General features: G+C 64.9%; 15 protein-coding genes and 1 pseudogene. 12 read left to right on the top strand and 4 right to left on the bottom strand.

The genetic code is table 11. The features are described 5' to 3' along the window. Positions 1–144: 144 nt before the first annotated feature. The 4 genes and pseudogenes from ACVIHF_RS31485 to ACVIHF_RS31470 form a co-directional block, all read right to left on the bottom strand. Positions 145–442 (bottom strand): annotated as a pseudogene (locus tag ACVIHF_RS31485) (type II toxin-antitoxin system RelE/ParE family toxin). Then, entirely contained in the window at positions 439–747 is a 309-nt protein-coding gene (locus ACVIHF_RS31480; protein WP_253588712.1) for a type II toxin-antitoxin system RelB/DinJ family antitoxin, read from the bottom strand. Before ACVIHF_RS31480 ends, ACVIHF_RS31485 begins: the two are co-directional and overlap by 4 nt. 146 nt (positions 748–893) lie before the next feature. Then, complete coding sequence (locus ACVIHF_RS31475; protein ID WP_456793067.1) at positions 894–1694, bottom strand: SDR family NAD(P)-dependent oxidoreductase; 801 nt, start codon at positions 1692–1694, stop codon at positions 894–896. Between the two features lie 168 nt (positions 1695–1862). Further along, positions 1863–2921: a polysaccharide deacetylase family protein gene (locus ACVIHF_RS31470; RefSeq protein WP_253606411.1), complete on the bottom strand. Its 1059-nt coding sequence runs from the start codon at positions 2919–2921 to the stop codon at positions 1863–1865. A gap of 169 nt (positions 2922–3090) precedes the next feature. Here ACVIHF_RS31470 and ACVIHF_RS31465 point away from each other — a divergent pair, with 169 nt between their 5' ends. The 12 genes from ACVIHF_RS31465 to phoU all read left to right on the top strand — a co-directional run bounded on the left by ACVIHF_RS31465 (position 3091) and on the right by phoU (position 14274). Further along, a complete protein-coding gene (locus ACVIHF_RS31465) occupies positions 3091–4485 on the top strand; it encodes an OmpA family protein (RefSeq protein WP_225647813.1) in 1395 nt (464 codons plus the stop codon). Positions 4486–4487: 2 nt separating this feature from the next. Then, the gene (locus tag ACVIHF_RS31460; protein ID WP_456793066.1) at positions 4488–4784 is read left to right on the top strand and encodes a hypothetical protein; all 297 of its coding nucleotides are present in this window, start codon (positions 4488–4490) and stop codon (positions 4782–4784) included. A 109-nt stretch (positions 4785–4893) separates the two neighbouring features. Further along, complete coding sequence (locus tag ACVIHF_RS31455; protein ID WP_310882334.1) at positions 4894–5484, top strand: TetR/AcrR family transcriptional regulator; 591 nt, start codon at positions 4894–4896, stop codon at positions 5482–5484. Beyond that, the gene (locus ACVIHF_RS31450; RefSeq protein ID WP_456793065.1) at positions 5481–6389 is read left to right on the top strand and encodes a haloalkane dehalogenase; all 909 of its coding nucleotides are present in this window, start codon (positions 5481–5483) and stop codon (positions 6387–6389) included. Before ACVIHF_RS31455 ends, ACVIHF_RS31450 begins: the two co-directional genes overlap by 4 nt. 18 nt (positions 6390–6407) lie before the next feature. Further along, positions 6408–6635: a SelT/SelW/SelH family protein gene (locus ACVIHF_RS31445; protein ID WP_456793064.1), complete on the top strand. Its 228-nt coding sequence runs from the start codon at positions 6408–6410 to the stop codon at positions 6633–6635. A 332-nt stretch (positions 6636–6967) separates the two neighbouring features. Beyond that, positions 6968–8023, top strand: a complete 1056-nt coding sequence (locus tag ACVIHF_RS31440) for a putative bifunctional lysylphosphatidylglycerol flippase/synthetase (protein WP_026192163.1) — start codon at positions 6968–6970, stop codon at positions 8021–8023. Between the two features lie 84 nt (positions 8024–8107). Beyond that, positions 8108–9421 carry an ATP-binding protein gene (locus ACVIHF_RS31435; RefSeq protein WP_092079263.1) on the top strand — a complete coding sequence of 438 codons (1314 nt, stop codon included), beginning with the start codon at positions 8108–8110 and terminating at the stop codon, positions 9419–9421. A gap of 135 nt (positions 9422–9556) precedes the next feature. Beyond that, on the top strand, positions 9557–10567 hold the full coding sequence (pstS, locus tag ACVIHF_RS31430) for a phosphate ABC transporter substrate-binding protein PstS (RefSeq protein ID WP_253606421.1): 1011 nt from the start codon (positions 9557–9559) through the stop codon (positions 10565–10567). Positions 10568–10796: 229 nt separating this feature from the next. After that, on the top strand, positions 10797–11786 hold the full coding sequence (pstC, locus tag ACVIHF_RS31425) for a phosphate ABC transporter permease subunit PstC (protein WP_016844063.1): 990 nt from the start codon (positions 10797–10799) through the stop codon (positions 11784–11786). Between the two features lie 4 nt (positions 11787–11790). Further along, positions 11791–12636, top strand: a complete 846-nt coding sequence (gene pstA / locus ACVIHF_RS31420) for a phosphate ABC transporter permease PstA (RefSeq protein WP_050386784.1) — start codon at positions 11791–11793, stop codon at positions 12634–12636. Further along, a complete protein-coding gene (gene pstB, locus ACVIHF_RS31415) occupies positions 12633–13451 on the top strand; it encodes a phosphate ABC transporter ATP-binding protein PstB (protein ID WP_074131128.1) in 819 nt (272 codons plus the stop codon). The genes pstA and pstB overlap by 4 nt, the downstream gene beginning before the upstream one ends. 106 nt (positions 13452–13557) lie before the next feature. Then, a complete protein-coding gene (phoU, locus tag ACVIHF_RS31410; protein WP_016844066.1) occupies positions 13558–14274 on the top strand; it encodes a phosphate signaling complex protein PhoU in 717 nt (238 codons plus the stop codon). The last annotated feature ends 127 nt before the right edge of the window (positions 14275–14401 follow it).

Raw genomic sequence — 14401 nt, 5'->3', positions numbered from 1 at the left:
GCAACGGATTAGGTCGTGATGCGAAAATCGCATCACGACCTAATAGTTTCTTTCCGCAGGGAGAGAACAGGAAGGGGCGAGCCGAAGAGGTCCCGGGCTCGTCCCTTTCTTTTTTTGGTCAGATGCCGGTACGGAGGCGCGGCCTCAATCGTCATTTGTAAGTTCGTCGGGCCACATCTGCGCGCCGTGAAGCACGCGCAAGATGCGAACAGTCTCACCGTCGACAAGGTACGCCGCGACATAAGGTGTGCGCGGGATGACCAACTCGCGCGTGCCGGCGACACGGCCCGGGCCAGCCGCTGTCAGGAAACTCGAGCGGGCGCCGCGCAGCATCGGCAATCTGTTCGTCAACATGGACCGCCGCGCGAGGATTCTCGGCCTCGATGTAGCTGAAAATGTCGTCGCGATCGGATAACGCGAAGCGCGACCAGACGAGTTTCACCGCTTACGCCTTGTCGCTTTTCGAAGCGCGGCGGCGCGGCGTTGCGCGAAATGCGCTTCGACCTCGGAATCATCGAGACCGGGCCGGGCATCCGCCAACGCCTGGTGCACCTTCTCGCGAAACCAGCTGTCGTAAGCCTGGCTGTTGCTCACGAGTTCCAGTGGAAGCATTCCTTCATTGGCCGTGCGTGTCAGCAGAATCCGCACGGCGTCGGATACCGTGAGACCCATGTTCTCCAGAACCTCGGTGGCCTTTTCCTTTACGTCCGCATCGATGCGGGTTTGGACCAGGGCATTCGAAGCCATAGCGATCTCCTTCACTCGCATCCAATGTAATGCATTTGAATGACAAGCGCCAGAGGTGTCACAGCCCTATGGAAGCAGGTGAGCCAGCGACGAAAACGGCCCGGCCCTTCGGCGGAGCCGTTGCCGTAGGTCGGTCGCGCGGCTGCTTAGCCCGCGATCTCCAGCCCCGCGGTCGCGTAGACCACGCCGCCATCGACCGCGATGGTGTTGCCCACGACATAGTCGCCGGCGCGCGAGGCGAGGTAGATCGCGGTGCCCGCCATGTCCTCGTCGGTACCGACGCGCTTCGCCGGCACGCGCTTGGCGACTTCGTCGGCGTGGTCGCGCGCGGCGCGGTTCATGTCCGACTTGAAGGCGCCCGGTGCGATCGCGGTGACGTTGATGTTGTCCTTGATCAGGCGTGTCGCCATGCGGCGCGTCAGATGGATCACCGCAGCCTTGCTGGCGGCATAGGAATAGGTCTCCATCGGGTTGACGAAGATGCCGTCGATCGAGGCAATGTTGATCACCTTGCCCGGCCTGTCGTGCGTCGCCGCCGCACGCAGCGGCTTGGCCAGCGCCTTGGTCAGGAAGAAGATGGACTTGACGTTGAGGTTCATCACCTTGTCCCAGCCGCTCTCCGGAAATTCGTCGAAGTCCGCGCCCCAGGCCGCGCCGGCATTGTTGACGAGGATGTCGAGCTTCCGCTCGCGCTTGATGATCTCGCCCGCGAGCTTGTCGCAGCCCTCGACGGTCGAGATGTCGATCGGCAGCGCGATGCATTCGCCGTCATAGGCGGCGGACAGCTCCTGCGCGGTCGCCTCGCAGGGACCTGCCTTGCGCGCGGTGATGTAGACCCTGGCGGCACCCTGCGCGAGGAAGCCGGCAGCGATCATCTTGCCGATGCCGCGCGATCCTCCGGTCACCAATGCGACGCGGCCCTTCAGCGAGAACAGATCCTTGAACATGCGCTCCTCCTTTGCGTTGCCAGTGGTTCTGGGCGCGCCCGGGGAACGAGTCAAGGAGATGGAAGGGATCGGTAGCCCGGATGCAGCGGAGCGAAATCCGGGAAAATGCTATCCGCGGATGCGACTGCCCGGATTACGCTTCGCTGCATCCGAGCTACGAAGAGCAGGTCACGCCGCGTCGATGCGGCGAAAACCGTTCCACACCGCGGTGGCGGCGCCTGATGTCAGCACCGGTAAGAGGCGCGCGTCCTGGTAATTGCCGTTCAGCGAGACCCGCTGCAACGCAGTCAGATGGTCGGCGCTTTCGGGAAACAGCATGCCGGGCCGCGTCGTCACCGCGGTCCGAAAGCCGATCGACCGGGCGAGGGCGAATTCACGCTGCCCGGCGGCGATCCGGTCGCCATAGGGATAAGCCAGATGCAATGCTGGCCGCTGCAGCGCATCCTCGATCCGCGCCCGGCTGGTCGCGAGCTCGAACGATGCGATGGTCTCGCTCTGCTTGGCGAGATTGCAATGGGTGATGGTGTGCGCACCGATCGTCACCAGCGGGTCGTCGGCAAAGCCGCGCAACTCGTCCCAGGACATGCAGAGCTCGCGCGCGATGCCGGTCTCGTCGACGCCGTGGCGGGCGCACAGCGCTGATATCTCGGCCTGCATCTCCTGCTCGCCGGGCAGTGAACGCAGCCAGTCGTGGATGCGGCCGAAAGCAGTGCGCTTGGCCTGCGGTGTCGCGGTGTCGATCCGCGTCATGGTGCCGTCGATCGGCACCTCGATCGCGGACGCCGCCGCGATCACCCGCTCCAGCGCGATCCACCACAATCTGCCGCAGCCCTCGGCGAAATCGCTCGCGACATAGACCGTGAACGGGGCGCCGAACTCGCGCATCACAGGCAGCGCGAAATCGCGGTTGTCGCGATAGCCGTCGTCGAAGGTAAAGCAGGCGAAGCGCCGCGCGAAATTCCGTTCGGCGAGACGGCGATGCGCCTCGTCGATGCTGATCACGTCGACGTCGAGCGCGCGCAGATGCGCCAGCATCGCGCGCAGGAAGTCCGGCGTGACCTCGAGATGATGGTTCGGCTGGAACGCGTCGCCGCGCCGCGGGCGGACGTGGTGCAGCATGAAGATGGCGCCGACGCCGGCGAAGATCGGCCGCAGCAGGATATGCGCACCCGAGAAATACAACGCCTCCATGCCGGCACGGATCACGGTGTTGCGGAGTTGTTTCATGTGGGCGCGGGCCGGTCGATTTGCATTCCGCGGCAAACTTAGCGAAAGACCACTGAAGAAACTGTTATCCCGGTCCGACATGGCGCCCCCGCCATGGCGCGTCATTTGGGGTTTGACAGTCAGCCAAGGGTTTGTTTTCTCTCTGGTTCCCGACCCCGCAGGACGCTGAATGCACGGACTTTTCAAGTGGAGTAGCAAGTGGTGGCCGGGGGTGATTCCACTGGTCGTGCTTTGGGGTATTGCGGCCTGGACGAGCACCGCAACGGTCGAAGCGGACCTTGCCGCGCGCTCTAATGCCGCACTCAAGGACACCGTGCTCGACAAGCGCCGCATCAGCGTCGACGGCCGCGACGTGACGTTCGCGGCCAACGCCTTCTCCGAAGACGGCCGTCTCAGCGCGGTGGCGTCGGTCGAAGCCGTGCCCGGCGTGCGGCTGGTCAACGACGAGACCCGCCTTGTTCCCGAAGCCAAGCCCTTTGTCTGGTCCGCCGAACGCGACGTGGTGCGGGTCACACTCGGCGGCAATGCGCCGCTGCCGTCGAGCAAGGGCAAGTTGACCGAGGCCGCGAAGGCCAGTCTCGGCGGCGTCGAGGTGGTGGATCAGATGGTGCTCGCCCGCGGCGCGCCGCTGCGGTTCGACGCGGCGGCGCTGCTGTTGCTCGACCAGATCGGCAAGCTGAAGGAAGGCAAGATCACGCTCACCGACAGCAAGGTTGCCCTCGCCGGCATGGCGCGCGAGCTCGGCGGACGCGAAGCGGTCGCCGCGGCGCTGAAGAACCTGCCGGAAGGCTATTCGATCGCCGCCAACGACATCAAGGCGCCGCCTTACGTGTTCCAGGCCTACAAGGACCCGGTTGCGGTGACGCTGACGCTGACCGGCTACGTGCCCGACAACAACGTGCATGCCGCGCTGGTCGCCGCCGCCGGCCGCAAGTTCTTCAGCGAGAAGGTGGTCGACAATCTCAAGGCCAGCATCGGCGCGCCGTCGGGTTTCGCGGCCGCGGTGGGGCCTGCGCTCGGCGCACTGTCGCGGCTGTCGACCGGAACGCTGGTGGTATCGGACCGCGAGGTGAAGCTGTCGGGCGATGCGCTCTACGATGCCGCCGCCGGCCAGATCCGCGACGGGCTCGGCAAGGATTTTCCGCAGGGCTGGCAGTACAAGGCCGAGGTCACGGTCAAGCCGGCGGCTGCCCCGGTCGATCCCACGGTGTGCCAGCAGCTGTTTTCCGAAATTCTCTCGAAGGGCAAGATCCGCTTCGAGTCCGGCAAGGCCGACATCGTGCCGGATTCCGCCGGCCTGCTCGACCGCCTGATCGAGACCGCGTTGCGCTGCCCCAATGCGACGATCGAGATCGCCGGCCATACCGACAGCGACGGCGAGGAGGCGGCCAACCAGGCGCTGTCGGAGCGCCGCGCGCAGGCCGTGGTGGATTACCTCGTGCGCGCCGGGCTGCCTGCCAGCCGCTTCACGCCGATCGGCTATGGCAGCACGCAGCCGCTGGCCGGCAACGAGAGTGAAGACGGCAAGGCGCAGAACCGCCGCATCGAATTCGTGGTGAAGTAGCGATGACCGTGCTCGCGACATTCTTCTGGGGTTGGCTGCTCGGCGCGGCGCTGCTCGGCTTTTGCATGGGCTGGATCGCGGTGGTGCATCGGGCGCAGGGCGTCTCGAAGGTCTGGATGCGCTGGCTGGCGCTGCTCTCCGCCGCGCTGGTGGCGACGTCGTTCGCGCGGATCGTGCCCGGCCGGTTCGGCTACTGGCTCGATCTCTTCCTGGTCATGTTCGCGCTCTATCTCGTCGGCTGCGCGATCGGCTCCTGGCTGCGCGACTGGGTGGTTTCGCGCAGCAAGCCCGCGAGCTGACCTCAACCTCTTGATCCGGCAGGCCTGAGCGGCGTTGCCAAGCGCAAGGGCGAGCCGCATTCGTTTTAGCGCTTGACATAAATACGTACGTGCGTATTAAATTGCGGCCATGCCAAAACCCTCTCTCCGCGATGCCATCCTCGACGCCGGCCTGAAGGAAATGTTCCGGACCGGCTATCACGGCACAAGCGTGCGCGACGTCACCGCCGCCGCCGGCGCGCCGCAGGGCTCGTTCACCAACCATTTCCGCTCGAAGGAGCTGTTCGCGTCCGAGGTGCTGGACCGCTACTTCCTCTATGTCCGTGGCCTGGTCGCGGAAGCCCTCGGCGACACGACGCTGACCCCGCGCGAAAGGCTGAGAAGCTATCTCGATCTGATCACCGGCAAGCTCGCGCATGACGGTTTCACCCGCGGCTGCCTGATCGGCGATTTCAGCCTCGAGGCGTCGGGCTCGAGCGAGATGCTGCGCGAGCAGCTCGACGACATCTTCCGGGAATGGCGCGCGCCGTTTGCGGCCTGCATTGCCGAAGCGCAGGCCAAAGGCGAGATCGCCTCCGACTTCGATCCCGATCAGCTGGCCGATTTCCTGCTCGCATCCTGGCAGGGCGCGATGCTGCGCATGAAGGTCGAACGCAGCGAAGCTGCGCTGACGCGTTTCAAGACGATCGCATTCCAAACCGTGTTCAAGGAGTTGCCATGACCAGATCCCCCGATATCAGCCTGCATCATCGCGCCGTGCTTGGGTCTACGATGGCCTATCGCGAGACCGGCCGCAGCGACGCGCCGCACGTGCTGTTCCTGCACGGCAATCCGACGTCGTCCTACATCTGGCGCAACATCATGCCGCTGGTCGCCCCCGTCGGGCACTGCATCGCGCCCGACCTGATCGGCTACGGCCAGTCCGGCAAACCCGACATCGGCTATTGCTTTTTCGACCAGGCGGACTATCTCGACACGCTGATCGACGAGCTCGGCATCGCCTCGGCCTATCTCGTCGCCCAGGACTGGGGCACGGCGCTCGCCTTCCACCTCGCGGCACGCCGTCCGCAACTGGTGCGCGGGCTCGCCTTCATGGAGTTCATCCGCCCGATGCGCGATTGGTCGGACTTCCACCAGCACGACGCCGCGCGTGAGACGTTCCGGAAATTCCGCACGCCGGGCGAGGGTGAGGCGATGGTCCTCGACAACAATGCGTTCGTCGAACGCGTGCTGCCCGGCTCGATCCTGCGCACGCTCGGCGACGAGGAGATGGCCGCCTACCGCGCGCCGTTTGCGACACGCGAGAGCCGCAAGCCGACCTTGATGCTGGCGCGCGAACTGCCGATCGCGGGCGAGCCGGCCGATGTCGCCGAGGCGCTCACCGTAGCGCATGCGGCGCTCGCGGCATCGACCTATCCGAAGCTGCTGTTTGCGGGGTCGCCCGGGGCGCTGGTGTCACCGGCCTTTGCCGCCGAATTCGCCAAGACGCTCAAGCATTGCGCGGTCGTTCAACTCGGCGCGGGCGCGCACTATCTGCAGGAGGATCATCCGGAGGCGATCGGCCGCTCTGTGGCCGGCTGGATCGCCGGCGTCGAGGCTGCCTCCGCGCAGCGCGACGCCGCATGAGGGCACGGAGCGCGTGACATGAAGAATGTCTCGATCACCTATTGCCGGCCGTGCGGCTATGAGAAGCGTGCCAAAGAGGCCGCGGCGCTGTTGCGCGAGCGCCTTGGCGTCGATGCGACGCTGATCCCCGGCAAGGGCGGCATCTTCGAGGTCAAGCTTGGCGACGAGGTTGTCGCCAGGCGCGCCAAGGGACATTTTCCCGATGCCGCCGAGATCGTCGCCGCGGTCACGGCCGCGCAGGATTGATGATCGGCGGAGCGCCTCCCGGCGGGTACCGGAAGATCATTCTCTATTCGGCCGTGCCGGTGCTTCACCGTAGTTTTCCGGATGGCCTTGCGGACCGTTCGGCGGGCTAACTGCCGCACGCGCATGTCAAGTCTTGTCGAAGGCGGCGGGAAACGCGCATATTTGTGCACCCGCTGTCATGAATCATCCGTAATATCTTGAAGATGCGCGTTTTATTGTCTTTTGACGAATTCCACTCCGGTTTAAAACGCGCTACACGGGCCAGGGCACAGCGAAGCGCCGGCGGAGTTCGCCCGGGAGCCGTCGTCGCGGGATCGCAATTCGAGGTCTAGATGCTGGAAGCAATACGCAGGGCGATGGCGTTTCTGCGCCAGAAGCAAATCCTGCATCGGCTGGGTGTTGTCATCAGCATCGCCGTCATCGGCATCGCCTGCTACGTCCTGTATCACATGCTGCGCGGCATCGACACCAACGAGGTGCTCGAGGCCATCAAGAGCACCGAGCCGCGGCAGATTGCCCTGGCGGGACTGTTCGTCGCGGCGGGCTACTTCACGTTGACCTTCTACGATCTGTTCGCGGTGCGCGCGATCGGCCACGCCCATGTGCCCTATCGCATCAACGCGCTCGCGGCCTTCACCTCCTATTCGATCGGCCACAATGTCGGCGCCAGCGTCTTCACCGGCGGCGCGGTGCGCTACCGGATCTATTCGGCGTGGGGGTTGAACGCGATCGACGTCGCCAAGATCTGCTTTCTCGCCGGGCTCACCTTCTGGCTCGGCAATGCCGCGGTGCTCGGGCTCGGCATCGCCTACCACCCCGAGGCCGCCGCCAACATCGACCAACTGCCGCCCTGGCTCAACCGGGCGCTGGCATTCGCGATCATCACCGCGCTGGTCGCCTATGTGGTCTGGGTCTGGACCCAGCCGCGGGTGGTCGGCCGCGGCCCCTGGACGGTGACCCTGCCGGGTGGCCCGCTGACGCTGCTGCAGATCGCAATCGGCATCCTCGACCTCGGCTTCTGCGCGCTGGCGATGTACGTGCTGGTGCCGGACGAGCCAAATCTCGGCTTCGTCGTGGTCGCCGTCATCTTCGTGTCGGCGACCCTGCTCGGCTTCGCCAGCCACTCCCCCGGCGGCCTCGGGGTGTTCGACGCCGCCATGCTGGTCGGCCTCTGGCAGATGGACCGCGAGGACCTGCTCGGCGGTATGCTGCTGTTCCGGCTCCTCTACTATATTGCGCCCTTCGTCATATCTGTAATCTTGCTGACGTTTCGGGAGGTTATCGTCGGCGCCCGACTCAAACGGCTGCCGCAGGCTGATTCGGGTCCCCGCGCCGAGCCGCACCATGAGGCGGTTCTGGTTCGAAAGCGCGGTGATTCCGGGGTCTGATGAAGCGGCCCGATGCCTCCCGAGGGAAGGTCGCTATGACCGCGCCTGGGCGAGACATGAACCGACGGGATGAAAGCCGCCGCGATGGCAATTGACGATTCGCATTCCTCCATCTTCTCGCCCTGGCCCGACCGGTTGCGCCACTCCGCGCTGATCCTGCTTGCCGCAGCGCTGGCCTTGAGCGTGGTGGTCGCGCTTGGCGAATTGTCGCTGGTGCGCGCCTGCGCCGTGTTCGTCTGCATCGCGGCCGCGGCGCTGGTGCCGTGGCGGCTGCATGATGCCGGAACCTCGCGCGAGGATGTCCGCGGCGTCAATCCGGTCGAGGCCGCCGCCGTCAGCGCGGTCGTCGCCGGCATGCCGGATCCGGCCGTGCTGCTCGATCGCGCCGGCCGCGTCATCCATCTCAACGCCGCCGCGGCGCAGCTCGCGCCCGCGCTGCGCAAGAACGAACTGGCGCAATTTGCCCTGCGCTCGCCGGAGATCATCACCGCGCTGCGCGAGGCGATCGCGACCACCGAGCCGCGCCGCGCCACCTACACCGACCACGTTCCGGTCGATCGCTGGATGGAATTGGTGATCACGCCGGTGCCGGTGCCGACCCAGTTCGGCGGCACCGAGAAGTGCATGCTGATGACCTTCCACGACCTGACGCCACTGCGCCGGGTCGAGGAGATGCGCGCCGATTTCGTCGCCAATGCCAGCCACGAGCTGCGCACGCCGCTCGCCGCCTTGTCCGGCTTCATCGACACGCTGCAGGGGCCGGCGCGTGAGGACGCGCGGGCGCGCGAGCGCTTCCTCGGCATCATGCACACCCAGGCGACCCGTATGGCGCGGCTGATTGACGATTTGCTGTCGCTGTCGCGGGTCGAGCTGTCGGCCCATGTGCGGCCCGAGGCCTCGATCGATATCGTGCCGATCATCCGCCAGGTCGCCGACGGGCTCGAGGCGCTGGCGAGCGAGCGCCAGGTCGAGATCGAGGTCGACCTGCCTCAGGCCCCGGTCATGATCGCCGGCGACCGCGAGGAACTGCTCCGCCTGTTCGAGAACCTGATCGAGAATGCCCTCAAATACGGCGCCTCCGGGGGCCGCGTCATAGTGTCGCTGAATCAGGCCGTTTCGGGCGCATCGGGCGAAGGGACCCCCGAAATCCGTGTCATGGTACGGGATTTCGGCCCCGGCATCGCCCCGGAGCACCTGCCACGGCTGACCGAGCGCTTCTACCGGGTCGACGTCGGCGACAGCCGCAACCAGGGCGGAACGGGCCTCGGATTATCGCTGGTGAAACATATTCTTAACCGTCATCGCGGGCGTCTTTTGATCGAGAGCGTGCCGAAGAACGGCGCCACTTTTACCGCCTGTTTTCCCCGGCCGAAGACCCCGTTACCAACTCAAAGCTGAGCGTTTTCAGCCGCTTAGCGTTGTCATCCAACTGTCATCCAACCTTCGTAAAAGCAGCACCGACCGCTCCTAGATGGACCGGCGTGAGCGCGATCGGGCGCATTCGGCGCTTCGCTCACAGGATGGAGACCACCCATGAATTTCATCAAAGCAATCGTCGCAGCCGGCATGATCGCCGCTTCGACGTCGGCCTTCGCTGCCGATATTACCGGCGCGGGCGCGACGTTTCCGTTTCCGATCTATTCGAAGTGGGCTGACGCCTACAAGAAGGAGACCGGCAACGGTCTGAACTACCAGTCGATCGGCTCCGGCGCCGGCATCAAGCAGATCCAGGCCAAGACCGTGACCTTCGGCGCCACCGACGCGCCGCTCAAGCACGAGCAGCTCGAGAAGGACGGCCTCGTCCAGTGGCCGATGGTGATGGGCGCGATCGTCCCGGTCGTGAACCTCGAAGGCATCAAGCCGGGCGACCTGATCCTGTCGGGCGAAGTGCTCGGCGACATCTATCTCGGCAAGATCACCAAGTGGAATGACGCGGCGATCGCCAAGCTCAATCCGAAGCTGCCCCTGCCGGGCGATGCCATCACCGTCGTGCGCCGTTCGGACGGTTCGGGCACCACCTTCAACTTCACCGACTATCTCTCCAAGTCGAACGCCGACTGGAAGTCCAAGGTCGGTTCCGGCACCGCGGTCGAGTGGCCGGTCGGCGTCGGCGCCAAGGGCAACGAAGGCGTTGCCGGCAACATCAGCCAGACCAAGAACGCGATCGGCTATGTCGAGTATGCCTACGCCAAGCAGAACAAGCTGACCTACACCGGGCTGGTCAACAAGGCCGGCAAGACCGTGCAGCCGACCATGGCTGCCTTCCAGGCTGCCGCCTCGAATGCCGACTGGGCCAAGGCTCCCGGCTACTACGTGATCCTGACCGACCAGCCGGGCGAAGCCTCCTGGCCGATCACCGCGGCGACCTTCATCCTGATGCACAAGGACTCGACCGACAAGGCGGCCTCGCAGGAAGCGCTCAAGTTCTTCAAGTACGCCTTCGAGAAGGGCGACAAGGCGGCCGAAGAGCTCGACTACATTCCGATGCCGGACTCGGTCGTCAAGCTGATCGAGAAGACCTGGTCGTCGGACATCAAGAGCTAAGTCCGACGCTGCGACAGGGCCTGTGCCGACAGGATCGCGGCACAGGTTGAGCGACCAAGACCCGGCCTCCATCACCGCGGCGACAAGCGCGGGATCGAGGCCGGGGTTCGCGCCTCAAGGGGCGTGGCTGGAACGACGACGCCCGGCCAAATGCGTCAGTGAAGATCGCTTCGGGGCGTAGCGGTTTGCGTGGCTTTTGCATACTAAAGAGGGGATTGGCGTGGCAGACATGGCTGTTCAGAGCGATGTGATGGAAGCCGCGGGACCTTACGATCGCGCCAAGGCCCTCAGCGCCTTCAAGCTTGGTGACCTCACCTTCTATTGGATCACCCGTATCTCGGCGATCTCGGTTCTGTTGATCCTCGGCGGCATCATCCTGTCGCTGATCGTCGGCGCCTGGCCGGCGATGAAGGAATACGGCTTCGCCTTCCTGTGGACGCAGCGCTGGGCGCCCTCGGCCGATCCGCCGGTGCTCGGCGCGCTCGGCCCGATCTACGGCACGCTGATTACCTCGGTCATCGCGATGCTGATCGCCATTCCGGTCGGCATCGGCATCGCCGTGTTCCTCACCGAGCTCTGCCCGCAAGTGCTGCGCCGCCCGATCGGCATCGCGATCGAGCTGCTCGCCGGCATCCCCTCGATCATCTACGGCATGTGGGGCTTCTTCGTGCTCGGCCCGTTCCTGGCCAACACGTTCCAGCCCTTCATGATCCGGATCTTCGAGGGCGTCCCGGTGCTGGGCGCGGTGTTCGCCGGCCCGCCGTCCTATCTCAGCCTGTTCAACGCTGCGCTGATCCTTGCGATCATGGTGCTGCCCTTCATCACCGCGATCTCGGTCGACGTGTTCAAGACCGTGCCGCCGGTGCTGAAAGAGGCCGCCTACGGCATGGGCTGCACCACCTGGGAAGTCGTTCGCAGCGTCGTGATCCCCTACACCCGCGTCGGCGTGATCGGCGGCATCATGCTGGCGCTCGGCCGCGCCCTCGGCGAGACCATGGCGGTGACCTTCATCATCGGCAACTCGTTCCGGATCTCGTCGTCGATCTTCGCGCCGGGCACCACGATCTCGGCGGCGATCGCCAGCGAATTCGCCGAGAGCGACGGCCTGCACCAGTCCGGCCTGATCCTGCTCGGCCTGCTGCTGTTCGTGCTGACCTTCTTCGTGCTCGCCGGCGCGCGGCTGATGCTGATGCGGCTTGAAAAGAAGGCGGGGAAGTAACGCCATGAACCCGATCTACAAATCCCGCCGCCGCAGCGACATCGTCATCCGCGCACTCTGTGTCGGTGCGGCGCTGTTCGGCGTCACCTGGCTGGCGCTGATCCTGATCACGCTGCTCTATAACGGCCTTGCCGGCCTCAGCGTGCAGCTGTTCACCCAGAACACGCCGCCGCCCGGCTCGACCGAAGGCGGCCTGCTCAACGCCATCGTCGGCTCGGTCATCATGACCGTGATCGGCGTCGGCATCGGCGCGCCGCTTGGCCTGTTCGCCGGCACCTACCTCGCCGAATACGGCAAGCACGACAAGCTGACCTCGGTGATCCGCTTCATCAACGACATCCTGCTCAGCGCGCCCTCGATCATCATCGGCCTGTTCATCTATGGTGCGGTGGTGGTGCCGATGCGCGGCTTCTCAGCGATCGCAGGCAGTCTTGCGCTCGCGGTGATCGTGATCCCGGTCGTGCTGCGTACCACCGAGGACATGCTGCTCTTGGTGCCCAATCCGCTGCGCGAGGCCGCCTCCGCGCTCGGCCTGCCGCGTTCGCTGGTGATCAAGCGGATCGCTTATCGTGCCGCGCGATCGGGTCTGATCACCGGTGTGCTGCTGGCGACCGCCCGCGTCGCCGGCGAGACCGCGCCGCTGCTGTTCACCGCGCTGTCGAACCAGTTCTTCAGCCTGGATCTGACCAAGACGATGGCCAACCTGCCAGTGACCATCAACAACTTCGTGCAGAGCCCCTACGCCTACTGGAAAGAGCTGGCGTGGAGCGGCGCGCTGCTCATCACATTCACCGTGCTCGCGTTGAATATCGGCGCGCGTATCCTTGGTGCCGAAAGGGCCGCAAAATGACCGAGCTTTCCGTCTCCACGACTGCCGCAGGCCACATTCCCCAGGTTCCGCTGCCGGAAGCGCCGCCGAAAGTCACGGTGCGCAACCTCAACTTCTATTACGGCGAGCACCACGCGCTGAAGAACATCAACCTGACGCTCGGCACCAACCGCGTCACGGCGTTCATCGGCCCGTCCGGCTGCGGCAAGTCGACCCTGCTGCGCATCTTCAACCGGATGTACGACCTGTATCCGGGCCAGCGCGCGGTCGGCCAGCTGATGCTGGACCAGACCAACATTCTCGACCCCAAGCTCGACCTCAACTTGCTGCGCGCGCGGGTCGGCATGGTGTTCCAGAAGCCGACGCCGTTCCCGATGACGATCTACGAGAACATCGCCTTCGGCATCCGCCTCTACGAGAAGATCTCGAAGTCCGAGATGGACGACCGGGTCGAGAAGGCGCTGCGCGGCGGCGCGCTGTGGAACGAGGTCAAGGACAAGCTGAACGCCTCCGGCCTGTCGCTCTCCGGCGGCCAGCAGCAGCGCCTGTGCATCGCGCGCACCGTGGCGGTGCGCCCCGAGGTGATCCTGTTCGACGAGCCGTGCTCGGCGCTCGACCCGATCTCGACCGCCAAGGTCGAGGAACTGATCCAGGAGCTCTCCGAGGACTACACGATCGCGATCGTCACCCACAACATGCAGCAGGCGGCGCGCGTCTCCGACAAGACCGCCTTCATGTATCTCGGCGAGCTGATCGAGTTCGACGACACCAACAAGATCTTCACCTCACCGAGCGATCGGCGCACCCAGGACTACATCACCGGCCGGTTCGGTTGACCGGCGCATGATCCGGAAAAGTGGAAACCGGTTTTCCGATCAGGTCATGCTAAAATTCAGGACACGAAGCCATGATCCCCGGGATCATGGTTGAGGGAGACAAGCGATGGCTTCTGAACATACCGCCAAGGCATTCGACAGCGACCTGCAGGAGTTGACCCGCCTGGTCGCCGAGATGGGCGGCCTGGTCGAACGAATGATTACCGAGTCGGTCGACGCGCTGATCCGTCGCGACGTCGCGCTCGGCAAGCGCGTGGTCGCCGCCGACATCGAGATCGACAATCTGCAGCGCAACATCGAAGAGCGCGCGGTGCTGACGATCGCGCGCCGCCAGCCGATGGCGATCGACCTGCGTGAGATCGTCAGCGCGATGCGCGTCGCTACCGATCTCGAGCGGATCGGCGACCTCGCCAAGAACATGGGCAAGCGCGTCGCGGCGCTGGAGAGCGATTTCCAGCCGCTGAAGCTGATCCGCGGCCTCGAGCACATGACCGACCTCGTGCTGTCGCAGGTCAAGTCGGTGCTCGACGCCTATGCCGCGCACGACCTGCCGGCGGCGATGAACGTCTGGAAGGGCGACGAGGAGGTCGATGCGATCTGCACCTCGCTGTTCCGCGAACTGCTCACCTACATGATGGAAGATCCGCGCAACATCTCGTTCTGCATCCATCTGATGTTCTGCGCCAAGAACATCGAGCGGATCGGCGATCACGCCACCAATATCGCCGAGACCGTGTTCTACATGATCGAGGGCCAGCAGATCACCGACAAGCGCCCGAAGGGGGACATGACCACTTTTGCCACCACGGTGCCGGGCAACTGAGGCATGATCGGCAAGCACGGAACCGGCAAGAGCGAAACTGGATGATCCTCGCGACAAATCGTTTCCGCGGGGACTATGCTCAAGGAAGTAAGCGTTTCGGTTTGCGTCTGGGCAACGGATCACCACA

The sequence above is a fragment of the Bradyrhizobium sp. USDA 4506 genome (genome assembly GCF_054058795.1).
This window is presented reverse-complemented; position numbering and strand designations above follow the sequence as displayed.